The 23600-nt window shown below is 69.2% G+C and carries 19 protein-coding genes and 5 pseudogenes; 15 read left to right on the top strand and 9 right to left on the bottom strand.

Annotated elements, in window-relative coordinates; all coding sequences use genetic code 11:
* The first annotated feature begins 102 nt into the window (after nt 1–102).
* The 3 genes from EOT10_RS04955 (at nt 103) to EOT10_RS41775 (ending at nt 2799) form a co-directional block, all read left to right on the top strand.
* Nucleotides 103–663, top strand: coding sequence for a nucleoside-triphosphatase (locus EOT10_RS04955; protein ID WP_127826819.1), 561 nt, complete (start codon nt 103–105; stop codon nt 661–663).
* A 792-nt stretch (nt 664–1455) separates the two neighbouring features.
* Nucleotides 1456–1884: an SRPBCC family protein gene (locus EOT10_RS04950; RefSeq protein WP_127826818.1), complete on the top strand. Its 429-nt coding sequence runs from the start codon at nt 1456–1458 to the stop codon at nt 1882–1884.
* A gap of 165 nt (nt 1885–2049) precedes the next feature.
* Nucleotides 2050–2799, top strand: a complete 750-nt coding sequence (locus EOT10_RS41775) for an SsgA family sporulation/cell division regulator (RefSeq protein WP_223280806.1) — start codon at nt 2050–2052, stop codon at nt 2797–2799.
* Nucleotides 2800–2841: 42 nt separating this feature from the next.
* On the opposite strand, the pseudogene EOT10_RS04935 reads toward EOT10_RS41775, so the two are convergent.
* Nucleotides 2842–3146, bottom strand: a pseudogene (locus tag EOT10_RS04935) (DUF308 domain-containing protein); the annotation flags it as partial.
* 35 nt (nt 3147–3181) lie between these two features.
* Nucleotides 3182–4798, bottom strand: coding sequence for a tannase/feruloyl esterase family alpha/beta hydrolase (locus EOT10_RS04930; RefSeq protein WP_127826817.1), 1617 nt, complete (start codon nt 4796–4798; stop codon nt 3182–3184).
* Nucleotides 4799–5401: 603 nt separating this feature from the next.
* Between EOT10_RS04930 and EOT10_RS04920 the strand changes: the two are divergent.
* From EOT10_RS04920 to EOT10_RS04900, 6 genes and pseudogenes are all read left to right on the top strand, one after another.
* Nucleotides 5402–5637: pseudogene (locus EOT10_RS04920) on the top strand (cytochrome b/b6 domain-containing protein); the annotation flags it as partial.
* Between the two features lie 42 nt (nt 5638–5679).
* Nucleotides 5680–5799 (top strand): annotated as a pseudogene (locus EOT10_RS41150) (molybdopterin-dependent oxidoreductase); the annotation flags it as partial.
* 302 nt (nt 5800–6101) lie between these two features.
* Entirely contained in the window at nt 6102–7736 is a 1635-nt protein-coding gene (gene abc-f / locus EOT10_RS04915) for a ribosomal protection-like ABC-F family protein (protein ID WP_127826816.1), read from the top strand.
* Between the two features lie 79 nt (nt 7737–7815).
* Nucleotides 7816–9444 carry an ABC-F family ATP-binding cassette domain-containing protein gene (locus EOT10_RS04910; protein ID WP_127826815.1) on the top strand — a complete coding sequence of 543 codons (1629 nt, stop codon included), beginning with the start codon at nt 7816–7818 and terminating at the stop codon, nt 9442–9444.
* A gap of 206 nt (nt 9445–9650) precedes the next feature.
* The gene (locus tag EOT10_RS04905; protein ID WP_127826814.1) at nt 9651–10214 is read left to right on the top strand and encodes a CGNR zinc finger domain-containing protein; all 564 of its coding nucleotides are present in this window, start codon (nt 9651–9653) and stop codon (nt 10212–10214) included.
* Between the two features lie 58 nt (nt 10215–10272).
* Nucleotides 10273–10617: a hypothetical protein gene (locus EOT10_RS04900; RefSeq protein WP_127826813.1), complete on the top strand. Its 345-nt coding sequence runs from the start codon at nt 10273–10275 to the stop codon at nt 10615–10617.
* Between the two features lie 53 nt (nt 10618–10670).
* Here the strand turns inward: EOT10_RS04900 and EOT10_RS04895 are convergent, their stop codons facing one another.
* The 4 genes from EOT10_RS04895 to EOT10_RS04880 form a co-directional block, all read right to left on the bottom strand.
* Nucleotides 10671–10859, bottom strand: a complete 189-nt coding sequence (locus tag EOT10_RS04895) for a hypothetical protein (protein WP_223280804.1) — start codon at nt 10857–10859, stop codon at nt 10671–10673.
* 108 nt (nt 10860–10967) lie between these two features.
* Nucleotides 10968–11396 carry an organic hydroperoxide resistance protein gene (locus EOT10_RS04890; RefSeq protein ID WP_127826811.1) on the bottom strand — a complete coding sequence of 143 codons (429 nt, stop codon included), beginning with the start codon at nt 11394–11396 and terminating at the stop codon, nt 10968–10970.
* A gap of 586 nt (nt 11397–11982) precedes the next feature.
* Entirely contained in the window at nt 11983–12174 is a 192-nt protein-coding gene (locus tag EOT10_RS04885; protein WP_127826810.1) for a hypothetical protein, read from the bottom strand.
* Between the two features lie 264 nt (nt 12175–12438).
* Nucleotides 12439–13881, bottom strand: coding sequence for an aldehyde dehydrogenase (locus tag EOT10_RS04880; RefSeq protein WP_127826809.1), 1443 nt, complete (start codon nt 13879–13881; stop codon nt 12439–12441).
* 309 nt (nt 13882–14190) lie between these two features.
* Here EOT10_RS04880 and EOT10_RS04875 point away from each other — a divergent pair, with 309 nt between their 5' ends.
* Nucleotides 14191–15258, top strand: a complete 1068-nt coding sequence (locus EOT10_RS04875) for an alpha/beta fold hydrolase (protein ID WP_127826808.1) — start codon at nt 14191–14193, stop codon at nt 15256–15258.
* On the opposite strand, the pseudogene EOT10_RS43065 reads toward EOT10_RS04875, so the two are convergent.
* Nucleotides 15152–15672: pseudogene (locus tag EOT10_RS43065) on the bottom strand (peptide-methionine (S)-S-oxide reductase). The gene EOT10_RS04875 and the pseudogene EOT10_RS43065 overlap by 107 nt on opposite strands.
* Nucleotides 15673–15919: 247 nt before the next feature.
* Here EOT10_RS43065 and EOT10_RS04865 point away from each other — a divergent pair.
* From EOT10_RS04865 to EOT10_RS04845, 5 genes and pseudogenes are all read left to right on the top strand, one after another.
* Nucleotides 15920–16780: an alpha/beta fold hydrolase gene (locus EOT10_RS04865; RefSeq protein WP_127826807.1), complete on the top strand. Its 861-nt coding sequence runs from the start codon at nt 15920–15922 to the stop codon at nt 16778–16780.
* 97 nt (nt 16781–16877) lie between these two features.
* Nucleotides 16878–17490 (top strand): annotated as a pseudogene (locus EOT10_RS04860) (helix-turn-helix domain-containing protein); the annotation flags it as partial.
* A 224-nt stretch (nt 17491–17714) separates the two neighbouring features.
* Nucleotides 17715–18188, top strand: a complete 474-nt coding sequence (locus tag EOT10_RS04855) for a nuclear transport factor 2 family protein (protein ID WP_127826806.1) — start codon at nt 17715–17717, stop codon at nt 18186–18188.
* 173 nt (nt 18189–18361) lie between these two features.
* Nucleotides 18362–18850 carry a TetR/AcrR family transcriptional regulator gene (locus EOT10_RS04850; RefSeq protein WP_127827312.1) on the top strand — a complete coding sequence of 163 codons (489 nt, stop codon included), beginning with the start codon at nt 18362–18364 and terminating at the stop codon, nt 18848–18850.
* Between the two features lie 251 nt (nt 18851–19101).
* Entirely contained in the window at nt 19102–21867 is a 2766-nt protein-coding gene (locus EOT10_RS04845; protein WP_223280803.1) for a helix-turn-helix transcriptional regulator, read from the top strand.
* A 34-nt stretch (nt 21868–21901) separates the two neighbouring features.
* On the opposite strand, the gene EOT10_RS04840 is transcribed toward EOT10_RS04845, so the two are convergent.
* On the bottom strand, nt 21902–22702 hold the full coding sequence (locus EOT10_RS04840) for an alpha/beta hydrolase (RefSeq protein ID WP_127826804.1): 801 nt from the start codon (nt 22700–22702) through the stop codon (nt 21902–21904).
* A 336-nt stretch (nt 22703–23038) separates the two neighbouring features.
* A complete protein-coding gene (locus tag EOT10_RS04835) occupies nt 23039–23596 on the bottom strand; it encodes a DUF3291 domain-containing protein (RefSeq protein WP_127826803.1) in 558 nt (185 codons plus the stop codon).
* Between the last annotated feature and the right edge of the window lie 4 nt (nt 23597–23600).

The following is a 23600-nucleotide window of genomic DNA, read 5'->3' as shown; positions in this document are numbered from 1 at the left end:
CCCTACCCGCGAGCGACGGCGTCGGCACCGGTCCGCACCCGAATCCCCTCCTTCGGCCGAGCCCACCCGGCCCAGCTCGGGAGGCGGGGCGAAAATGGCGGTGTGCCGACAAGGATCCTGCTCGAAGGCCGCCCTGGCGCGGGCAAGACAACCGCCCTCCGGCGGCTGGCCGCGCTGCTGCCGACCCGCCCGGTCACCGGCTTCACCACCGAGGAGATCCGGCAATCCGGCGCCCGGGTCGGTTTCGCCCTGGAGACCCTGACAGGCCGACGTGAGGTGCTCGCCCATGTCGACCTGCCCGGTCCGCCGCGGGTAGGGAAATACGGCGTCGACCTGGGCGTCATGCAACGACTGGCGCTGCCGACGCTGCGGCCCACGGCGACGGCGGAGTCGGTAGGGCGCCTGGTGCTCATCGACGAGCTGGGGCGGATGGAACTGGCGTGTACCGCGTTCCGGGACGCGGTCGATGCTCTCTTCGTCGCTGAGGTCGACGTCGTTGCCACGGTCCACACGCACCGCGATCCGTTCACCGACGCCCTCAGGCGGCGTGCCGACATCGAGGTCGTCCACCTCACTGCGGCGAACCGGGACGTCCTGCCCGGGAAGCTCGCGGCCCGGCTGCAGCAGCCCGGAACTCGTCAAGGGCCTCCCGCTCACCTATGAGAGCGCCGCGTGCGAGCCACGGCATGGTCGACCGAGCGCCACCACCTGCGGCCATCCGGCCTCGGCGGGAGGGAGCCGGGGTGGTCTGACGAACCCTGCGTCGGGTGGACGTCATTGAGGGACCAGAGCTCTGGTGCCGTAACGGCCTTGGACGTGCACGTAGGTCTCGGTCAGCGGTTGGATCGAGATGTCGGAGTCGGTCACCGTGGCGTACGCGGGACGAGCACGGGGTCGCTCGGCAGGGAGCTTAGGTGCGCACGGCGGAGCCGGAGCAGTTGCTGAGCCCGACCGTGGCCCGGGGCGCGGACGCCATGGCCGGGGCTGCCGCCACTCCGGCCGCCCGTCCGGCCGGAGCCCAACCGGTGCGCGGGGGCCTTGACTTCGGATGTCGTGACAGCCGGGCCGGTGTCGGGCGCAGCCGCAGCAGCAGCACGGTGACCGCGCCCCTCGCAACAACGCCGGCCGAGGGCGGTGGCTCCACGGCCCGCCGGTGACACCTGCCGATTGACCAAGATCCGGACCACACCCGGTCCACGCCACTGACCTGATCCCAGAAGACCACCGTTTCCGCTGGTCAGCACAGTTGTTGCTCGTATACCACAAGAAAGGGCGCCTGACCTGGGTTTTCACCCGTCAGGCGCCTGTCGCTCATCCCGCTCTCGACCGAGCCCGGCTTGCGCGACTCACCCCGCAGCTGAACACCTTGACAGGTAACCGTCTTGACGGGTGACGCGACACCATGGGAATCTCTCGTCACCGGTCAGAACGGTTACTTCTTGATGAGGGCATCCCATGACAGTCGTACGGTTCCATCTCGTCTCCAAGCTCGACCCGAAAGATGTACTGGAGGTCCTGACCGACTTCGGCCCCTCACGCGCCGAGGCCTGGCCCACGATCGACGCCGCGCACTTCGAGGTCCACGAACTCGGTGACACCTGGGCCGAGGTCACTGAAGGGACCGCCACAGCCTGGGAGCGCGCACGATACGAGTGGGAGCCGGCCGGCGACACGGTCACCGTCACCACACTCGACTCCAAGCTCTTCGGAGCCGGCGGCGGCTGGGTCTTCCGGATGACCCCCGAGAGCGACGGCACCCGCGTCGACGTCGAGCTGACGCGGCAGCCGAGCACGGTCAAGGGCAAGATGCTCGCCGTGCTCCTCCCCTTGGCCGCTCCCGCGTCGCTGCGCAGGTCCTTCGCGGGACCCCTGCACGCGAAGTGACGCGCTCCCGGCCCCTGATCCGCAGGGGCCAACGGTGCGGCAGGGCTCGCACGACGAGAGGCCGGCAGCGTGAGCTGTCGGCCTCTTCGTCATATCGCCGTACGGGTCAGGGCTGTGCTTTGACGGTCAAGTGACTGATGTGCGGGTTCTGTTGCCGGCGAAGAGTTGCAAGCACAGACCTCGCCCCACGGAGGGGAACTCCTGTCATGCACCGCGATCAGTCGCCCCTGCAGGCGCGTTCGGCGCCAGGGCACGGTCGAGTTCCTGGCGGAACGAGGACCGACTCTCGTCTGGCGCATCGGCCGCGAACTCCTGCATAGCGGCTTGACGTCGATGAGCGGCTGCGGCGACGTACGAATGTGGCCGGCGCTGCCCGGGGAGCGACCCTCGTCCTGGCTGCTTCTCGAATCGCAGGAGGTGGAGGCCCTGCTCGAGGTGCCCGTCGCGCCGTTGACGGAGTGGCTCGACGCGACCTACCGGATCACCTCGGCCGAGGCAGAGATGGACGGTATGAACTGGGGCAGCCTTCCTCCTGGAGCTACTCGACGGCCCGGGACCAGGGACCGAATGACCGCCACCGCAGAGACGCGCAGATGGCTTGCTTCTCATTGCGTCACCAACCAAAGTGGCGACGAACAGGGTCTCGGCACACAGCCGCTACGCGGCGCAGGACATCGAAGTGGGCGCCACTTCTGCCTGGGTGCCCCGCTCGCCCGTCTGGCGACGATCATCGTCCTGCCGCGTCCCCGGACTGGAACTCGTCGCCCCGGCGGACTCCTTGGCCTGGATCGGTTCTGGCATCATCCGCGGCGTGCTGTCCCTTCTGGTGCGCTATCGCGTCGGCTGACGACAGACACTCACTTCAGTTCCGGAATGGACGACCCCGCGCGAGAAACGTCCCGGCCCGCGCCGTGAAGGCGCGAACCGGGACGTAACAGCGAGGTACGGCCGTCGGGCGGTCCGCGTGTGCGGCTGGCGGGCCTTCCAGCCCAGCAGGCCGGCCTGGACGATGAAGAACACCCCGCCGCCTGTGGCGTAGACGGACAGGACGTCGAGAGAGGGATCGTCGCCCGCGGCCTGGATGTTGTAGAAGATGCCGACAACGAAGGACAGTCCGCCCGCGATCAGCATCGGCCACTGCTTGCCCAGTTCGGGGCCGCGCCGCCGATACCCACGGCGATACCGACCGCGATGGCAGCAAACGTGCTCAGCACCGCGTTGAACGCCATGCCGGCCGGGCTCTCCAATCTGTCGGGGAGAGCCCGGCCGGCATGGCTGTGCGTACTCATGATTCCAGTCAGTGCCGGGACGGGGAGACGCACCGGAAGCTCGAGGCGACGGCCGGGTCGCCGTAGCCGTCGTAGCGGGACACCTGCGGGTAGCTGCACAGGTCACGGGTGACACTCTGCTGGGAGGCGTTGATCAGGGTGGCGGGCAGGGTGCTGGGCGCCTTGCCGTGCTCGACCCAGGCCCTCAGGGCACCGAGGCCGTCGGCCGAGCCGTCAGCGCCGTTGAGACCGCAGTGGTCGGTGCCCGGAGCGAGAAAGAGACGGTAGAAGTCGTCGACCCGCCCGGAGCCGCCCATCTCCTGTTCGACCTGCTTGCGGTACTCGACGGTGCCCTGGGTGGGAATGTACTGGTCGGCCAGGCCGTGCCAGGTCAGCAGCTTGCCGCCGGACTCGCGGAAAGCGGACAGATCGGGGTCGTCCGTGCCGATGACCTTGTCGTACTCGGCCTGGGACTGCTCGAACAGCTGCGTGAACTGACTGTAGGTGATCGTCGAGACGTCGAAGGACGGGTCCTTCTTCAGCCAGAGCTGGACCCAGACGGCGGGTACCGGGAAAGGCTTGCCTTTGACGGTGCCGTTGGTGTCCACCTCGATCTCCGCCAGGCCCTTCAGGTCGGCCCCGATCGGGACGCCGGACCACAGCTTCTTGCCCGAGGCGGTGCGCGGGCCGTCCCAGATCTTGCTCACCACGGCCGCGTCGGCCGCTGTGATGGTCAGCTCCTTGCCCTCGCACACGACCTTGGTGCCGATCAGGCTTCGGGGGTCGAAGTTGCACCGCTCCAGGTCGTTGACCAGGCCGTCCTTGGCACCGTCGAGCGAGTCGCAGGCCTTGACGGCGGCGTTGGTGAAGGCGTCGAACTCACAACCGGTGGGGTAGGTCTTCTCGTTGTTCATGACCACCTGCGGCCACAGGGTGGCAACCTCGAACTCGTCCCAGTTGACGGCGGGCGCGTCGGCGAGGATGCCGTCATAGTCGTCGGGGTAGCGCTGGGCCTCCATGTAGCCCTGACGTCCGCCGGTGGAGCAGCCGGTGAAGTAGGAATAGGCGGCCCGCTTGCTGTAGACCGCACCGACGACCTCTTTGCCGACGACGGCCGCCTCGTGCTGGGAGCGGGAGGCGAAGTTCTTCAGCAGCGCGGTGTTGACCTGACCCTCGCTGCTCAGCGCCCAGCTGGTGTCGACGACGTCACCGACGCCGGCGTCCGTGGTGGTCACCGCGTAGCCGTTCTTGACCGCGGTGCCGAGACCTACGCCTCCGTCCCCGGCGGCGTAGGCACTGCCCCCGATCGCCTGGAAGCGGCCGTTCCAGCCGCTCACCGGCAGCCAAGTCTGCACCTTGGCGTGGTCGTTGTCGCCCGGGTGGGTGAGGGTGACCGTCACCTGGCAGAAGGCCGGGACGTCGTCGACCGTGCCACCCAGGATCCCGGTGCCGTGGATGGTGCCGCCCGCCTGGCGGACCGCGGTCACGGATTCCACCTCGGTGCCGGCCGGGGCCTTCAAGGACGGCGTCGCGCAGTTGAACGGCGCGGATGCTGTGCTGTTCTCGGGCGCCGCCGACGCGGTCGGCAGGTACACCGCCGCAGCCAGCGGCACTCCGGCAGCAAGCAAAGTGAGAAGTCGTCTCATTGGTTACCCATCCAAGAAGTAGGTGTGCGCCTGGCAGCGGCGACACATGTGCATGTCACACGAGCAGGACAGTGGCCCGGGCCGACAGGTTCATCGCGGACGACGTCCGCGCAGGTGTGTCCGTGGCCCTTGGTATGCGACCCGAGGCAGCCTCGGGTTCACCGAAGACCGACCGGGCCGCATCACCCATCAAGGTGATGACGACACGATCGGATCGAACTCAGGTGACCGACAGCGGACGGCACTCTCGGCCTGGTCCCACTCTGGGTGCGCACCGCAGACGCCACAACCGTCACTTGACTGTCCGCGCCCACGGGCCCACGCGGCCTCGCATACCGCCGACGACCCCCGGCCGGGCTGCGGGAAGGACGCGTTAAGTCATTCGACGGTCCGACGGCCCGCCGCCGGCACGGTCACGGTGCCCTCACGCTCCTCCCGCAGCCACCGGAAGTGGTGCCGGTCCGCCCAGGACCGGCAGACGTGTCCGGTGCGCATCCCCAGCCGCGCCACTGCTGGTCGTACACCGCGAAGCGGTTGATCCTGCGCAGGTCCGCGCGGAAGGCAGGAGGGAGGAGCCCCCCGGCCACTGGGAGGAGCGCGGTTATGCGGTCGACGGCTGGCTCGACAACGCCGACCGGCACGGCAACGCGGCCTGAACCGACCGGACGTGTCCGCCGCTTCAGCACCGCCGAGCGCCTGATTCACCGGGCCGCCGGCTATCTGATGCTGCTGTGCCTTGCGACCGCGGCCTGTCTGTACCTCGGGCCGCTGGCCCAACTGGTCGGGCGACGGCACCTGATGGTCACGTCCATGAGTGGTTGCCCGCGTTGAACTTGCCGAACGGGCGCGCCTCGGGCGACTTCCGCCTGCTGCGCACCGCCCGAAGCCCCCTGCTGGCGCTGAACATCCAGGACAAGCCCATCACCCACGAGCACGGCGGACCGCTCCGCCTCTACGTGGCCCCCATGTACTTCTACAAGTCGGCCAAGTGGCTGTCCGGACGTCCGAACGGCGCGCCTGCTCCAGGGTGGGGCTCTCGCCGTAGGCGCCGTCGAAGCGCGGTCCGACATACTCCCGACCGCGCAGGACGTACGGCTGTTAGGCTGCGAGCGACGTAGGCCGTGTATCGAGGAGTCACAGACGTGGTGGGTGAAGACGACATCTCCGGATGAGATCCGGATCTGACGACCACCGGCCGGCGCTCAGGAGCGCTGCCGATGTGGTCCGTCTTGTCGTACCCCTTTTGCCACGTCTGCCCAGGGCAGAAGTCTGTCTCTGCCCTCACACTCTTGAGGTCGCCTCCATGTCCGACGCCGCCATCATCTGCTCGAACCTCTCTTTCGCCTGGCTCGACGACACCCCGGTCTTCCACGACCTGTCCTTCGCCATGCCCGCCGGCCGTACCGGCCTGGTCGCCCCCAACGGCTCCGGCAAGAGCACCCTGCTCAAACTGATCGCCGGCGAACTGAAGCCCGCCACCGGGTCGGTGTCCATCGGCGGCACGCTCGGCCACCTCCCGCAGAGCCTCCCCCTGACCGGGAACCTCACGGTCGCCGAGGTACTCGGCGTCGCCACGGTGATCCGGGCCCTGGACGCCGTCGAGTCCGGGGACGTGAGCGAGGAGCACTTCACGACCATCGGCGACGACTGGGACATCGAGGAGCGCACCCGCGCCCAGCTCGACCGCCTGGGCCTCACCGACCTCACCCTGGACCGCAGCCTGAGCACGCTCAGCGGCGGCCAGGTCGTCTCGCTCGGTCTCGCCGCCCAGCTGCTCAGGCGCCCGGACGTGCTGTTGCTCGACGAGCCCACCAACAACCTCGACCTCCAGGCCCGGCACCAGCTCTACGACGTGCTGGAGGACTTCACCGGCTGCCTGCTGCTGGTCAGCCACGACCGCGCGCTGCTCGACCGCATGGAACGCATCGCCGAGCTGGGCAGCGACGAACTGCGTTTCTACGGCGGCAACTTCACCGAGTACGAGGAGGCCGTGCGTGCCGAGCAGGAGGTCGCCGAGAAGAACGTCCGCAACGCCGAGCAGGAACTCAAGCGCGAGAAGCGGGAGATGCAGCAGGCCCGCGAACGTGCCGAGCGCCGCCAGAGCAACGCCGCCCGCAACCTCAAGAACGCCGGCCTGCCCCGTATCTTCGCCGGCAACATGAAGCGTGGCGCGCAGGAGTCCGCGGGCCGGGCCGGCCAGATGCACGCATCCAGGGTCGGCGAGGCCAAAGCCCGCCTCGACGAGGCCGGACGCGCGCTGCGCGACGAGCAGCGCATCACCCTGGACCTGCCCGACACCCAGGTGCCCGCCGGGCGCAACCTCTTCCTCGGCGAGGGGATGCAGGTCCGCCTCGGGGACAAGGCCGTGTTCGCCGCGGGCGGTGTCGACCTGACCGTCCGAGGCCCCGAGCGCATCGCGCTGACCGGTCCCAACGGCGCTGGAAAGACCACCCTGATGCGTCTGATCACCGGCGAACTCGCCCCGGACGGCGGGGAGATCAAGCGCAACGACGGCCGGATCGCCTACCTCTCGCAGCGCCTGGACCTGCTGGACCTGGATCGCACCGTGGCGGAGAACTTCGCCGCGTTCGCCCCCGAGCGTCCCGAGGCGGAGCGGATGAACCTGCTCGCCCGCTTCCTCTTCCGGGGCTCCCGCGCACACCTGCCCGCCGGGGTGCTCTCCGGCGGCGAACGCCTGCGCGCCACCTTGGCCTGCGTGCTGTGCGCGGAACCGGCCCCGCATCTGCTGCTGCTCGACGAGCCGACCAACAACCTCGACCTGGTCAGCGTGGGCCAGCTGGAGAGCGCGCTCAACTCCTACCAGGGCGCCTTCCTGGTGGTCAGCCACGACGAACGGTTCCTCGCCGAGATCGGGGTGAACCGGTGGCTGCGGCTGACCGACGGGACGCTCACGGAGACCGGAGCCCCCGCGGTGTGAGCCTCCGGCGTGTGCAGTGGCCCGCGTCCGAGGCAGTACGCCCCGCGGGCCGAACACCGATCACGTCGGACGGTTCCCCATGCCTCAGCCCCCTCTGCTCGCCCACGACCTCGTCCGCGACATGGGCGGCCGTCGCGTCCTCGACGGCATCTCCCTGACCGCCTCCCCCGGCCACCGCATCGGCCTGATCGGGGAGAACGGCGTCGGCAAGTCCACCCTGCTGCGCGTACTCGCCGGCGTGGACGAACCCGACGCGGGAAGCGTCATCCGCCCCGGCGGCCTCGGCTTCCTCCACCAGGAGATGCCGTACGACGCCGACTCGACCATCGCCGCGGTGCTGGACGAGGCGCTGCGCGAGGCCCGCGAGGACCTCGCCGAACTGGACCGGCTCGGCGAGGAACTCGCCCGCGTCCCCGAAGACGACCCCGGCCACCAGGACATCCTCGACGCCTACGGAAGGCGGCTTGAGCAGGCCCAGGACCGGGAGTCCTGGAACGCAGACCGTCGTGCGGCCCTGGTGCTGGACGGCCTGGGTCTCGGCGCGTTCGGGCACGACCGCACGCTCGGCTCGCTGTCCGGCGGACAGCGCGGGCGGCTGGCCCTGGCCGCACTGCTCGTCCGGCGGCCGTCGGCGCTCCTGCTCGACGAGCCCACCAACCACCTCGACGACGCCGCCGCCGCCTTCCTGGAGGAGCAGATCCGCGGCCTGCCCGGGACCGTGGTCGCCGCCGGCCACGATCGGGCGTTCCTCGACGCCGTCTGCACCGACCTGATCGACCTCGACCCGGCGGCGGACGGCCCGGTCCGTTACGGCGGCAACTACAGCGCCTACCTGTCGGAGAAGCGCGCCGAGCGGGAGCGCTGGGAGCGGCGGTACGCCGAGGAGAAGGAGGAACTGGCAAAGTTGCGGCACGCGACGGGGGTGACCGCGCACCGGGTCGCGCCGGACCGGGGCCGCACCGACAACGAGAAGATGGGCTACGGCCATCGGGCGGGCCGGGTGCAGAGCCAGATCTCCCGCCGGGTGCGCAACGCCACCCGGCGGCTGGAGGAACTGGAACGCACACAGGTCGCCGAACCGCCGCGCCCGCTGCGGTTCGCGGTCGCGGAGCCGGCCGCGCGCATCGAGGAGGAACAGCGGCCTTTGGTGTCCCTGCGCTACGTGCGGGTGCCCGGCCGGCTCGCGCTGGACGGTCTCGAGGTGTCGGCGACGGACCGGCTGCTGATCACGGGCGGTAACGGGGCGGGCAAGTCGACGCTGCTCGCCGTGCTCGCCGGACGTCTCCCGGCCGAGGGCGAGGTGCGCCGGCGGCGGGGACTGACAGTGGGACTGCTCGCCCAGGACACCGTGTTCGAGCGGTCTGACCGTACGGTCAGGGACACGTACGACGTGTCGCTGGGCCCGGCGCGGGCCGAGAAGGTGCCGCTGAGTTCGCTCGGTCTCCTGCACGAGGCCGATCTGGACAAACCGGTCGGGCAGCTGTCCGTGGGACAGCGCCGACGCCTGGCGCTGGCTCTCCTGATGGCCCGTCCGCCCCAGCTGCTGCTGCTCGACGAGCCCACCAACCACCTCTCCCCTGCCCTGTGCGACGAACTGGAGGCCGCACTCGGCCCTGGCCCGGGCGCGATCGTCGTGGCGAGCCACGACCGCTGGCTGCGCCGCCGGTGGCAGGGCCGCGAGCTCCGTCTGGCACCGGGACGCGATTGACGGGAAGAGGAGACAGCACTCACCTGCTCCGGGTCCTGAAGCAGGCCCGCTCGCGGTCCGCGCCCGTCTACGGTCCTGACCGGCGCGGACCGTGCGAGGTGCCGTACGATCTCGATCTCGCTGCCGCTGCCGCTGCCACACGGAATCACCATCTGGAATGGTGACGCTTCTTGCGTTCGAGGAGAGTCACCTGTCAAAATGGTGATGTGAATCTTGACCATGTATTCGTATGCGGGCACCCGGCCCTCGACTTCGCGGCCACCCTCCGTGCCCGGCGCTCGACCCGGTTCGAAATGTTCGTAACGCCGGAGCGGCTGAATGCCTGGTACCTGGAGTCGGGACTGGTGGACGCGATCACGCCTGGCACGGAGGACGACGTCCGGGAGGCGACGACGGTGCGCGAGGCCATCTACCACCTCGTCACGGACCGCCGGCTCGGCAAGGAGTTCCATCGCGAAGCGCTCGCCGTGGTCAACGCCGCCGCGCGCAAGACCCCCGTGACTCCACAGCTCACCATGGCCGGACGGCACACCGACGCGTCACCCGAGCAGGCGCTGGCGACCGTCGCCCGGCAGGCCGTGGAACTGCTCAGCGGCCCGGACGTCCCCCTGATGAAGGAGTGCGGCAACCCCGAGTGCACCCGGGTCTACATCGACCGCTCCCGGGGCATGCGGCGCCAGTGGTGTGGCATGGACTCCTGCGGCAACAAGATCAAGGCTGCCGCGTACCGCGCACGCAAGAAGGACGCGTCCGTCGTGACGGCGCGCTGACCTCACCTGGGAGGGGCGACCCGACACCTGCCCCCGGGACTTACCAGGCAGCATGTGCGTGAAGGTTCAGATTCCGCACTTCTTCTCTGCGCGGGCACATCGGCGCATCGTGAAGAGCGAGCAGTACGAGGATCTCGCGGACGCGCCCCGTCTGCCCGAGCAGTTGCGAGACGAACTCGTCGAGAAACACCCGGAGCGCAACCCCACGCCGCAGGTGGTACGGAAGACTCTCGGATCCCTGGTCGCCAAGGGACGTATCAGGCGGCACAAGCAACAGCGTTCCGTCAGGTACACCCTGGTCCAGCCGGGCGAGTCGGACAGCTCGGATCGATACCTCCGCGCTCGTCCCGCGGACGCCGGGTTGGGCGTGAGAACGCGCCGCCGGGCGGAATTGGCAAAGTGACCGGTCCAGCACGATCCGGTGCCGGACCAGTCCGTTCGCGTCGCCGTGCCCCCTCAGAGGAAGCTCGAGGCCGTGGGGCCGTACCCCGACAGCGCCGCGCTCTCCGCCCAGTTCGACACCTGCGTGTCCGTCGGCCAGTCACGGTCCTCGGCGCTCGCCACGTCTCGGGACGACCGCTCGCCGGAGACACTGCCGAAGCGCGTACGCGGTTGCGGGGCGGTCCGTATGTGTGTGTGCGTCATGGAGGCCATGTCCTGCCCTCGCTCTTCGGTCGGCGGTGTGGGTACGGCTGAGGGGTGGCGGGTCCCGTGCAGGGGAACACGGGACCCGCGGTCCAGGGGAGGGATGGGTCAGGCGGCGGCGTCGGCGTTGATGGTGACCGGGATGTTGTCGCGCATGGCCTTGGAGTACGGGCAGATCTGGTGGGCGGCGTTCGCGAGCTCCTCGGCGGTGGCTTGGTCGACACCGCCGAGAACGGGGTTGAGAACCGCGGAGAGGGAGAACTCGCCGTCGTCGCCGTGGTTGAGGGTGATCTCGGCGGTGATGGTGGTGCTGGTGAGCCGTATCTTGCGGGTGGTGGCAGCGCGGCGCAGGGCGCCCAGGAAGCAGGCGGCCCAGCCGGCGGCGAGGAGCTGCTCGGGGTTGGTCGCGGTGCCCGCGCCGCCGAGCTCCTCGGGGAGCGCGAGGCCGGTCTCCAGCAGACCGTCGGAGGAGCGCGCGTGGCCGCCGTTCCGGCCTTCTCCGTCGACGTCGACAACGGCGGTGTAGCTGATTGCCATGACTGGTGCTCCCCATCTGAGCCAAAAGGTCTTCGGACGCCTGCCGACCAGGCCACTTGCATCACCGGTTAAGGAGGTGACGTAATCATGACAGCCTCCTTCGTCACCCGTCAAGATGGTGATGCGAGGCTTTCCCCAGGCCGGACCGATGCCCCTTCGACCGACGGCACACCGCGGTCAGCCATCGCCCTCACACCCGACGAACGGCACTCAGCGCGCCGGTGGAACACGTAACCGATGAGTCACGTCCGCTCGTTGGCGACGCTCACGACTGCCGTCGCAGCTCGACCCCGGCGTGAGTTACGGGGCCGGTTCAGTCGCGCGCCCTTCGGGTGAACGGCCTCAACGTCTTTCGACGTGTGAGCCTTTGAGATGGTCGATGAGAATGTCGACAGCCGCTTCGAGGTGGGTGCTGTCACCGGTCGACCGAAGCATCTGGACGCCGCCCTGAATTGCGGCGATCATCGCCGCTGCGGTCCGGTCGGCGTCGACTGCCGGGCCGATGAGGCCGTCGGCCTCGAACTGGGCGACGGGGAGCAGGAGTTCCTCCTTGCCGCCGGGAAAGTAGGCGTGCTGCGCCGGATGTCTACAGCCCCAGATCCAGGGCGAGGCAGGAGTAGAACTGCCACGAGCCTTCGGGGTTGCACGACGCGTTCACCCTGCCGTCCGCAACATCGATTTCTTCGGCCATGTCCTCGAAACGGATGCGCTCGGGAAGCCTGCCGTATCGCGCGTGCCGTACGGCCGCGGCGGCGTCTGTGGTGAGCTCCTTGTTCATGACCTGATCCACTTCGTCGCTCGTGGAAGGCGTCCTGATTGTCGCCTTGGACAACTAGAAGCATGCCCCTCCATGCATCACCTGTCAAGGTGGTGACGCATGGAGGGCGGATCGGCGATCCTGCGGTCCGGCCAATTGCCTTCGTAGTCAAACCGCAGTAGGGACCGGGCGACCTTGGCGTAGTAGGTCTCGTCGAACGTCCTGGGCAGCGACACCCAGCGGCGCATCGGCGTCGAGCTCGACCAGGTCGGTCGGCCGGGGGGGTCAGACGGTGATGGTCTTGTACTCGGTATAGGTGCCGAGGCCGACCGCGCCGTACTCGCGGCCGATGCCGCTGGCCTTGAAGCCGCCGAACGGGCCGTCAAAGGCTACGGAGGCGCCGTTGATGGTGACGGTTCCGGTGCGGACGCGGCGGGCGACGTCCAGGGCGTGGGCCTCGTCGGAGGACCAGACGCCGCCGGAGAGGCCGTACTCGGAGTCGTTGGCGATGCGGACGGCGTCGTCCTCGTCGTCGTAAGGGATGACCACCAGGACTGGGCCGAAGATCTCCTCCTGCGCGATCCGCATGGAGTTGTCGACGTCGGCGAAGACGGTGGGCCTGACGTAGTTGCCCTTCTCCAGACCCTCGGGGATCTGTGGGCCCCCGGTGACCAGGCGGGCGCCCTCCTCGATGCCGAGTCGGATGTAGGTGCGCACCCGCTCCTGCTGGTCGGGGCGGATCATCGGGCCGATGAACGTGTCCGGGTCGCCCGGGTCGCCGACCTTCAACGACTCCACCAGTTCCTTCAGCGCGGCCACGACCTCCTCGTACCGGATGCGCGGGGCCAGGATCCGGGTCTGGGCGATGCACGACTCGCCATTGTTGAGCAGGGAGCCGAACTTCACGCCGGCGACGGCCTTCTCGATGTCGGCGTCGGGGAGGATGAGCGCGGCGGACTTGCCGCCCAGCTCCAGGCTGACCCGCTTGAGCTGCTCGCCCGCGATCGACGCGATACGGCGGCCCGCCCGAGTCGAACCGGTGAATGCGATCTTGTCGACCTCCTTGTGCGACACCAGGTACTCACTGGTCTCCCGGTCCGCGGGCAGGACGCTGATCACACCCTCGGGCAGGCCCACCCGCTCCAGCAGCTCCGCCAGGAAGCCCATACTCAGCGAGTTCTCCGGGGACACCTTCAGGACCACCGAGTTGCCGGCGACCAGGGCCGGGATGATCTTCGAAGTGGCCGAGGAGAAGGGCGAGTTCCACGGGATCACCGCGGCCACGACGCCGACCGCCTCGCGGCGCACCACGCTGCGCACCGGGGACGCCGGGTCGGAGGGCACGAGCACCTCCTCCCAGCCGAACTCCTCCGCCGCCTTCAGGTAGGCGTTCGCCTGCCGGGTCAGGCCGGGTTGTCCGGCGCGGGTGAACCATCCGGCCGAACCGTTCTCCAGCGAGATCAGATGCGCGATCTTCTCCGCGTTCTCCTCGCGCAGTGCATTGAACCGCCGCAGGACCTCGATCCGCTCCGCCGGCAGGGTCAGGCGCCACTCGCCCGCCTCGAAGGACGCCCGCGCCGTGACAAGTGCGCGGTCGATGTCGACCGGCCGCGCCTGCGCGGCACGGCCGACCACCGACCGGTCGTGCGGCGAGGCGATGTCGAGCAGTCCCGGGTTGCTCGGCTCGACCCAGGAGCCTCCGATGAAAAGCCGGTCGTAGGTGATCACGCGCTGTCTCTCTTCCGGTGTTTCGGTTCAATTCGCCTTCAGATGCGTCACTCAACTGTCACACTAATGTAGCACTTAATACTGTGATCGGCACGTAGAGATGACAGTTATGGCTGCACCCTCCATAGAAGCGTCACCGTTAAGGAGTGAGGGCCGACGCCGCACGACGCCGACCGTCACATGACTGATGCGTCCAGGTTCATCGGGGACGACAGTGTGTGCCGCCGGCCCCGCCCCTGAAGAGGAACAGCGAGCGGGGGGTTCCCGGGCTCGGGCCGGTCACCGGAAACGCACGACGGAGGGCTTCACATGTTCAACAGGCGTACCTTCAGCAAGGCCGTCGGCCTGGGCACCGGCGCGGCCGCGGTCTCCCTGTCCGGCCTGCAGACCAGCGCATCCGCCGCGACCACCGCTCGCACGTCGGGCCGCGCTTCCGTTCCCACTGTGCCTGCCATCGCCCCGGGCACCCACACCGAGTTCGGCACGATCAAGCAGGTCAAGGCGGGTGTCCTGGACATCGGCTACGCCGAGGCCGGTCCCGCCCACGGCCCGGCCGTCCTCCTCTTGCACGGCTGGCCCTACGACATCCACAGCTTCGTCGACGTAGCCCCGCTCCTCGCCGATCAGGGGTACCGCGTCATCGTTCCCTACCTGCGCGGCCACGGCAGCACCCGCTTCCTGTCCCGGCACACCCCCCGAACCGCGGAGCAGTCCGCCATCGCGCTGGACATCATCGCCCTGATGGACGCTCTCAAGATCGACAAGGCTGTTCTCGCCGGCTTCGACTGGGGCTCGCGCACCGCCGACATCATCTCCGCCCTGTGGCCCGAGCGCGTCAAGGCCCTTGTCTCCACCAGCGGTTACCTGATCACCGACCGCAAGGCGCAGCTGGAACCCGCTCTCCCGGCCGTCGAGCACAACTGGTGGTACCAGTGGTACTTCGCCACCGAGCGCGGCAAGAAGGGCATGGAGAACGTCGACGAGCGCATCGCGTTGTGCCGTTATGTGTGGACCCTCGTCTCCCCCAACTGGGACTTCGACGACGCCACCTTCGAGAGCACCGCTCAGGCCTTCAAGAACCCCGACTACGCCGCCGTCGTTCTCTACAACTACCGCTGGCGCATCGGCCTCATCGAGGGTGAACACCGCTACGACCGCTACGAGAAGCAACTCTCGGCCCAGCCTCACATCGGCGTTCCCACCATCACCCTCGACGCGGCCCTCGACCCCTTCACCCCGGCCGGCGACGGCTCCGCCTACCGCGGCCACTTCACCGGCCCGTACGAACACCGCACCATCGCGAACATCGGCCACAACCTGCCGCAGGAAGCGCCCACCACCTTCGCCCAGGCCGTGGTCGACGCCGACCACCTCTGAAATCCGCATCCGCCATTGGCCCGGCGGACGGTTCGCAGCGGAACACATGTGCGCCGGGCCCGGATGCGTGGCCGGGAAGGGTGTCACCCCTCCCGGCCACGCCGGCGTTCAGGACTCGCTGCGCCGCGATGGCGTCCCGCGCGATGCGGAGCTGCTCGTCATCGGCGTAGAAGATGGCGGAGCGGTGGCCGAGGCCGATGTCGTCGCCTTACCGGCCCTTCGTGCTCGGGGGGTGGATCTGGAAGAAGTACTCCAGGATCGCGCGGAAGCCGGTGACCGCCGGATCGAAGGTGATCTCGATCGGCTCCGCGTGCTTTCCGTGGTCGCGACAGGCGGGCTCGGGCTTGTCGTCGTCACCGCTGCGCCCACTCGGGCGTGCACCACACCGGGCAGTGCCCGGATCGGCTCCTGCATGCCCCAGAAGCAGCCACCCGCCGGCAGCGCCTCCCCTCGGCGTCGCTCTCATGGGACCCCACTCTTTCTGTTTGCGCCTGACAGCGCAGGCTCCGGGCTCCCACATCGGCCCGGAACCCCGCAAATTTCGTCACCGGCTTGACAGGTGATGAGGTGCATGACAATTTCATCACCAGTCAAGGCGGTGACGAACATCGGCAGCATCGACCCGCCCATATATCTGGAAATTGCCTGAGAGGGGTTTTTCGTGGTGAGTATCAAGGGTGGACGCAAGCGGCTGGTGACGGGTGCGGTCGCGACGGCCACGGCGGGTCTCGCGCTCGGCGCGTTCGCCCTCAGCGGCACCGCCAACGGCGCGCCCAAGACCGCCGAGGCCGCCGACGCGGGCCGACACGCCAAACCGACCATCGTCCTGGAGCACGGCGCCTTCGCCGACGGCTCCAGCTGGAACGGGGTCATCGCAGAGCTGCGAGCCGACGGCTACCCGGTCATAGCCGCCGCGAACCCACTGCGCGGCCCGGCCTCCGACGCCGCCTCCCTGCGCACGGTCCTCGACCATGTCAAGGGCCCGAAGATCCTCGTCGGACACTCCTACGGCGGCAACGTCATCAGCCAGGCCGCCACCGACGACCCCGAGGTCAAAGCCCTGGTCTACGTCGCCGCCTTCCTGCCCGCCCCCGGCGAGAGCGCCCTGGAGCTCACCAACAAGTACCCGGGCTCCACCCTCCCCGACGCCCTCGACCCGGTCACCTACCAGCAGGCCGACGGCTCCACCGCCACCGACCTGTACATCCAGCAGGACAAGTTCCGTCACCAGTTCGCCGCCGATGTGCCCGCCCAGCAGGCCGCCCTCATGGCCGCCGAGCAGCGCCCCATCGCCCAGGCCGCCCTGGAGGAGAAGGCCACCACCGCGGCCTGGAAGAGCAAGCCCAGCTGGGACATCGTCACCACCCGCGACCTCAACATCCCCGCCACCGTCCAGCGCTTCATGGCCAAGCGCGCCGGCTCGCACACCACCGAGATCGCCGCCTCCCACTCGGTCTCCGTCTCCCACCCCCACCTGGTGGCCGACGTGATCGAGCGGGCCGCGCACGCCACCGTCCGCTGACATCCCTCGAAGGACGGCGGGACCCCGGGTCCCGCCGTCCTGGGGTACATCACCGGCACACCTCACAGGGTGTGCGGTCCTCAGGAGAATCGACGCCATGACCTCACACTCCGCCCCTCCTGTGCGCTCGGCGCCTTTCTCAGAGCCCGTCGGGCGCAGCTGGATCCGCGGGGGGGGGGGGGCGGCCTGCCCGAGACGGGCTCCGCGCGCAGGGTCGCGGGACTGCGCCGCGAGGAGGTCGCGCGCCTTGCCGCGATCGGCGTGGACAACTACACCCGCCTCGAACAGGGCCGCGTCCGCGCCTCCACCCCCGTACTCACCACCTGGCCCACGCCCTGCGCCTCGACGACGACCAACAGCGATACCTCTGCGAACTCGCCGGCCGGACCGACGCACGCCCACACCGCCGCCGACCCGCCCGACGCACCCGGCCCGACATGCACCACCTCCTCGACCAGCTCCCCCACACACCAGCCCTCGTCCTCGGCAAGCGCCTGGACATCCTCGACTCCCCCTCGGCCATTGCGCTTTACACCGGCTTCACTGCCGTACCGGCGGCACATGACGCCCGGGACGCCGTCGCCTCGCTGACCATGGAGGCCGCGGCCGACCCCGACCTCGCCCGCCTCGTGGGCGAACTGACCATCAGGGACTCCGACTTCCGCACCTGGTGGGTCGAACACCGCGTCAACAGCGCGGCCTACGGCACCAATCGCGGAGCAAACGGAACCGGCGGGGCGAAGGACAGGGCACCGTGACCACCTGAGCACCGGAGGACCGGAGGACCGCACACTCTCGACCGTCACGCGCGCGACCGGCGTGCCCAGCGGCCCGGCCACGTCCCGGGCAGGTGAACCCGCCCGCCCCCACCCGGGTGCTGCTCTGTCGCTGAGGGCAGCAGACTGGAAATCGCCCGTCTCGTTTGGAGGACACCATGTCTACGTCCACCCGCATGCCCGCCGATCCGGCGTCGAGCTACCGTGCCATCGAGAACCTGATCGCACGGTACGCCGAGCTCGTGGACGACGGTGATTTCGCCGGGCTCGGCGCCCTTCTCGCCGACGCCACCTTCACAGGCAGCAGCGAGCCGGTGAGCGGCCGCGACGCGATCGAGAAGATGTTCCAGGACACTGTGATCCTCCACGAGGACGGCACGCCGCGAACCCAGCACGTCACGACCAATGTCGCCATCGAGGTCGACGAACAGACGAACTCGGCGGTCTCGCGTTCCTACGTCACCGTGTTACAGGCTCTGCCCGACCTGCCGCTGCAACCCATCGCCGGCGGTCGCTACCACGACCGCTTCGAGCGCCGTGCTGGGCAGTGGCGCTTCATGGAGCGTCAGGTCCGCATCAACCTCGCCGGCGATGTCAGGCGCCATCTGCGCCAAGCCGGCGCACAGCGGTAGTCCTCCCCTGAGGCCGCGCCCGAATCTGACACATAACTGTGGCAATTAATAGGGAGGGTTCCACTCACAAGAGGCACTAGATGTCTCAGGCTTCACATTCCGCCACTAGACTCGGTGCGGTGAGAGCCGACGCAGCACGCAACCTGGAAGCCGTCCTGACCACCGGAGCACGCATGCTCGCCGCCGATCCCGGCACGACCATGGCGAGCATCGCCGCCGAGGCAGGTGTGGACCGGCGTACCGTCTACCGCCGCTTCGCCTCCCGCGAGGACCTCCTCGCGGCCATCTACGCATCCCGTCTGACGGCCATCGAGCACGCCATCGAGGACGCACGACTGCGCGAGGCACCCGTCGCCGTCGCCCTGCACCGCTACGTCGAGAACATCATCACCGTCAACCGCACCTGGCCCGTCGACCTCACCCGCATGCTCGCCGACGACACCGTCCAGGCACGCCGCAACGCGTCCGTCCACGAGGTCGACGCCTTCCTCCGGCGCGCCACCGACGAAGGCCTCCTGCGCCCCGGGCTCCCGGAGGGATGGGCGAGCGCGCTGCTGCCCCAGCTCATGCACCTCGTGTCCCGGCAGCTGCCCGAACTGGGCCCCGGACAGGCGGCGGACGTCGTCGTCGACACCCTGCTGAACGGCCTCGGAACGTCCTGACACAGGCTGACGGAGTCCGCCGGAGGCACCTAGTCTTCTGCGTGAGGTGTGAGGGGGGACCGCACCGAGCATGTGAGGAGCCGGCCATCGCCGTGCTGTCACACGCCCGGCCGCCCAAGGTGTAGCTGCCGGAAGCGCACCACCCTCGAAGTCCGGGCAGGGGAGGACAACGACGTACCCTCGCGATTGCGCCTGGCATGATCCGTATGCACGGACGCGAGAGCGTTCGGGGGGAAGGGAGTGGGGGGACGGTGGAGTCGGTCTTCGGGACCATAATCGGCCGCGAAAGCGAGCAGGAGGCGCTGTCGGCGTTCGTGGCGGCCCCTGGGGGCCGGGCTCTCGTCCTGCGCGGTGACGCGGGTGTGGGCAAGAGCGCCCTGCTGGACCACGTCGTCGAACTCGCAACGGCCGAGAATCACCGGGTGATCAGGGCGGCCGGCGTCGAGGCCGAGTCGGAACTGCCGTTCGCCGGTCTGCATCAGTTCCTGTATCCGCTGCTCACCTCCATCGACCGGCTGGACGACGCGCACCGGGGTGTCTTCGACGTCGTCTTCGGCAGGGGCGGGGGCGCTCCCCCCTCGGTCATGACGCTCGGGATCGCCGTCCTCGACCTGCTCTCCCTGGCGGCCTCGCAGCAGCCCCTCCTGCTGGTGCTCGACGACGGCCAGTGGCTCGACACCTCCAGCACCGAGGTGTGCGGTTTCGTAGGGCGCCGCCTCACCGGCAGCTCGGTGAAGTTCGTCGTCGGCCTGCGCTCCGGCGTGCCCTCGGGCTTCGACACGGCCGCGCTGCCCGAACTGCCGGTCACCACACTGTCGGAGAAGGTCGCCGAGCGACTCCTGGACATGCGCCACCCCGGTCTCGATCCCCAGATCCGCCGTCTGGTGCTGGACGAGGCCCAGGGCAACCCGCTGGCCCTGCTCGAACTGCCGCCCTACGTGCACGGCGGCCTGGCGGGACGCAATCCCGAGAAACTGTTCGGCTACACCGGCATCCCGCTACCCCTGCGCCTGCAGCAGGTGTACGGCGCCCGCATCAAGTCCCTCGGCGAGCTGGTGCGCGCCGAGCTGCTGCGCGGTGCCCTGGACGGCGTCGGAGCGGGCACGGCGGCCGACCGCACCCGGAGCACGCGTTACCGCATGCGCGACGCCGACGAGGCCGCTGCCTGCGGTCTGCTGGACATCGACCCGCTCAACGGCGACTTCGTCTTCCGGCACCCCCTGGTGCGCTCGACGGTCGTCCAAGTGGCCACCCCCAACGAGCGGCGTGCGGCTCACGCGGCTCTCGCCCAGGTGCACCGCGACGACGTCGAGCGGCGCGCCACACATCTGGCCGCGTCGGCGATCGACCCCGACGAGCAGGTCGCGGCCACGCTGGAGGCAGCCGCGGACTCCGCCACGCGGCGGGGCGGCGCGGTTGCCGCCGTGGCCTGGCTGACCCGTGCCGCGGAGCTCAGCGAGAGCCGCGAGGAACGGTCCAGACGGCTGGGCAGCGCGACGCACGTCGCCGCGCAGGCCGGCCAGCTGGACCAGGTCCGGCAGTTGGTCCGCTCGGACACCGGGTCCGGCAACAACGATTCCCCGGCCTCGGTGGTCGCGTCGGGCTATGTCGCGTCCCTCGAGGACGGGGACCTGCGGTCCTCACAGCGCCAGGTCTTCGCGGCGATCGAGAGCATGCGCGATGTCGGGGTGCGGGAGCCGAACGAGGTGCTCACGCGCTTGGTCGACCTGCTGCTGGGGATCAACCTGTACGCGAGTGACGAGGACGCGTGGGAGCGGACTCATGAGCTCCTGGACTCGCTGGGCGACCTGGTGTCCTCGCGTTCGCGCGTCTACCAGGACGCCTGGGGCGACGTGGGGCGTCGCGGCGCCGGTGTGGGAGAGCGGGTGGAACGCGCCTTCGCCGGTCTTCCCGACCTGGAACCGTGGGATGTCGCCCGGCTGTCCGTCGCCGCCTACCACGTGGACACGCTCAGCCGGTACCGGCCGTATCTGCAGCGCACCGTGGACCGCGAGGTGGAGACGGGGGCCCTGGTCAACGCCACGACCATGCTGCTCCTGATCATGATGGACCAGATCACGGCCGGCGAGTGGGACGAGGCCGAGCGCACCGGACAGCGTTGCCTGGAGCTGACGACAACGCACCGGCACACACTGTTCCTTCTTCACACGCAGGCACAGCTGGGTCTGGTGGCCGCGTTGCGGGGTCGGATAAACCGGGCGCGGGAGCTGCAGGCCACCGTCGATGCCTGGGCCCGCCCCCGTGGCGTCGGACTGCTCACCCAGATCACCGACGCCATCGGCACCACCGCCGCCCTCGCGGAAGGCGACTACGAAGCCGCCTACCTCCACGCCATCGGCATCACACCCCCCGGCACCTTCACCCCCTACGCCCACCAAGCCCCCCGCACCCTCCTCGACCTCGTCGAAGCAGCCCTCCACACCGGCCGCGCCCAACAAGCCCGCACCCACGCCCTCGCCGCACAGCGAGCCGGCCTCCCCCACATATCCCCCCGCCTCGCCCTCACCACCTACGGCGCCCTGGCCATCACCACCACCGACCTCACCGAAGCCGACCACATGTTCCACCGCGCCGAAACCCACCCCGCCGCCCCCCACTTCCCTTACGAACTCGCCCGCATCCGCCTCGCCCACGGCATCCGCCAACGCCACACCCAAGGGCCCAAAACCGCACGGCGATTCCTCATCCAGGCCATGGAAACATTCGAGCGGCTGGGCGCACCCACCTGGACCGAACGCGCCCGGGCCGAACTCAAGGCGTCAGGCCTGACCACGCACACCACGTCCGCGCAGCTCGCCGAACTGACCTGGCAGGAACGCCGGATCGCCGACCTCGCCGCCAGCGGCCTGACCAACAAAGAGATCGGCGAACGCATGCACCTGTCCCCCCGCACCGTCAGCTCACACCTCTACCGCGTCTTCCCCAAACTCGGCATCACCTCACGCGCCGCCCTGCGCGACGCCCTGGGCAAGATCTCCGGCGACCAGAACGTGTGACCGTGCCGGCCTGCGAACGCGGCACGTCGAGACCCTACGCGGGGCAGGCGCGGAGGCCGCATTCGTCCAGCCAGCCGAGCACGTAGTCGGCGACGAATCTCCATCCGCTGTCGATGACCAGGGAGTGGGCGCGGTCCGGGAACTGCTTCAGGTCGGTCACGGCCGTGGAGTCGCCGTACTGCTTGTACACCGCGCGCGTGACGGAGTCGGGCACCAGCAGGTCCTCCTGCCCGGAGATCAGCAGGAGCGGGCCACGGTCCGCGTTGCCGACATCCACCACGGCACGCGGGCTGCGCACCCCGCCCGCACACCCGAGGTCGGCGAGCAGACTGCGCGGCGTCGGCATGACATAGCGTTCGAAGAGACGGTGGGACTCCTCCGCCGCAACGGTGTTGGCGAAGCCGAGGTGGAACTGCTCCGGAGACAGCGACACCAGCCGTTCGGCGGCGTCGGCCTGGCCAAGGGTCCACAACCGGGGAGGGGAGGCGAGCAGCGGGATGTCGTTGATCGGGGCGGGTGCGATGGCCACCGCGGCCCGGCCGATGTTGGCGCCGATGAGATGCTGCGCGATGAGGCCGCCGACCGAGTGGCCGACGATCACCGGCGCAATTTCAAACGAACGTACGATTTCTGCGTAGTGGTCCGTCAGCACGTCCAGGCCGATGCCTGCCAGCTTCTCGGAGGGCTTGTGCATCGCCCGGGCGGCGGTCACCTCCCCCGGCCATCCGGGCATGAAGGCGGGAAACCCCCGGCTGGCGAAGCGCACCGCCCATGACTCCCAGGAAAGCGCGTGCAGCCAGGTGCCGTGGATGAACACGACGGGAGTGCGGTTCACGGCTGGCTCCTCCGAGCATGACGATCACCCGGCACCGGCGCGCGGGCGACCGTTTCAGGATCGTTCAGGCACAGGTCAGGGGCGACAGTCGAATGACTTAATGTCCAGGTCCCGATCGGCCCGGGGGAAGCCGCCTCACGCGGGGCGCCCCGATACGCATCGCCCCTCCCGATCCCCCAGGTCATTGGGTATCACGCTCGTGTACCACCAGCAGACGAGGAATCTTCTCGTCTCGTACTCGGCCCAGAAACTCGGCTTCTGCTGGAGGCACGAAACAAGGGGCGCCTGACCTGGCCTTTCACCAGTCAGGCGCGCGTTCCTTGTCAGCGAACCTGGTCAGCGAACCTGGTCGCGCTTCGGTCCGATGCCGCTGGTCCTGGCCGGAGTTCCGTCCGGGGCGAACGAGTCGTGGAAGGTGAAGGCGTGCGGCGCGGAGCCGTGGTCGTGAAGGTGCTCCAGCCTGGAAACCCCGTCCCGCCAGGTGGGTATCACGCCCTCGGAGACCCACCAGCACACGTAATTCGCGTGCCCTGTCCTCTCGAACCAGTCGTAACGCCTGTTCAACGCGTCACGGTGCAGACCGGTGTAGACGGCGTCGAAGGCGGGGTTCAGGTCGGTCCAGAGTGAGAGTGTCGCTGCCAGGGCGGTGGTTTCCACCGTACGGCCCTTGCTGTACCAGGTCGGTACGGCGAACTCACCCCATGCACCCCAGTCCGCCTCGAAGAGCATGCCCCGGTCACCGTCTACCACTTCAGCACGCGCGAGGTATCCGGGGTGCTGACCGATCTTCTGGTAGACGGCCTCACCCACGTCGTAGAACTCGCGCGTGAGAGGTGCGGGATCGGCGAGAGGTGACTTCAGGACGCCGAATGTGTACAGAGCAAGATGGGGCATGCGT

The sequence above is a fragment of the Streptomyces antnestii genome, assembly GCF_004005495.1.
Classification (GTDB): Bacteria; Actinomycetota; Actinomycetes; order Streptomycetales; family Streptomycetaceae; genus Streptomyces; species Streptomyces antnestii.
This window is presented reverse-complemented; position numbering and strand designations above follow the sequence as displayed.

Coding starts and splice junctions, on each gene's coding strand:
- EOT10_RS04890 (WP_127826811.1), bottom strand. CDS start 11,396: ATGGCAATCAGCTACACCGCCGTTGTCGACGTCGACGGAGAAGGCCGG.
- EOT10_RS04910 (WP_127826815.1), top strand. CDS start 7,816: ATGCCTCAGCCCCCTCTGCTCGCCCACGACCTCGTCCGCGACATGGGC.
- EOT10_RS04835 (WP_127826803.1), bottom strand. CDS start 23,596: ATGCCCCATCTTGCTCTGTACACATTCGGCGTCCTGAAGTCACCTCTC.
- EOT10_RS04850 (WP_127827312.1), top strand. CDS start 18,362: ATGCTCGCCGCCGATCCCGGCACGACCATGGCGAGCATCGCCGCCGAG.
- EOT10_RS04855 (WP_127826806.1), top strand. CDS start 17,715: ATGTCTACGTCCACCCGCATGCCCGCCGATCCGGCGTCGAGCTACCGT.
- EOT10_RS04930 (WP_127826817.1), bottom strand. CDS start 4,798: ATGAGACGACTTCTCACTTTGCTTGCTGCCGGAGTGCCGCTGGCTGCG.
- EOT10_RS04875 (WP_127826808.1), top strand. CDS start 14,191: ATGTTCAACAGGCGTACCTTCAGCAAGGCCGTCGGCCTGGGCACCGGC.
- EOT10_RS04950 (WP_127826818.1), top strand. CDS start 1,456: ATGACAGTCGTACGGTTCCATCTCGTCTCCAAGCTCGACCCGAAAGAT.
- EOT10_RS04885 (WP_127826810.1), bottom strand. CDS start 12,174: ATGAACAAGGAGCTCACCACAGACGCCGCCGCGGCCGTACGGCACGCG.
- EOT10_RS04895 (WP_223280804.1), bottom strand. CDS start 10,859: ATGACGCACACACACATACGGACCGCCCCGCAACCGCGTACGCGCTTC.
- abc-f (WP_127826816.1), top strand. CDS start 6,102: ATGTCCGACGCCGCCATCATCTGCTCGAACCTCTCTTTCGCCTGGCTC.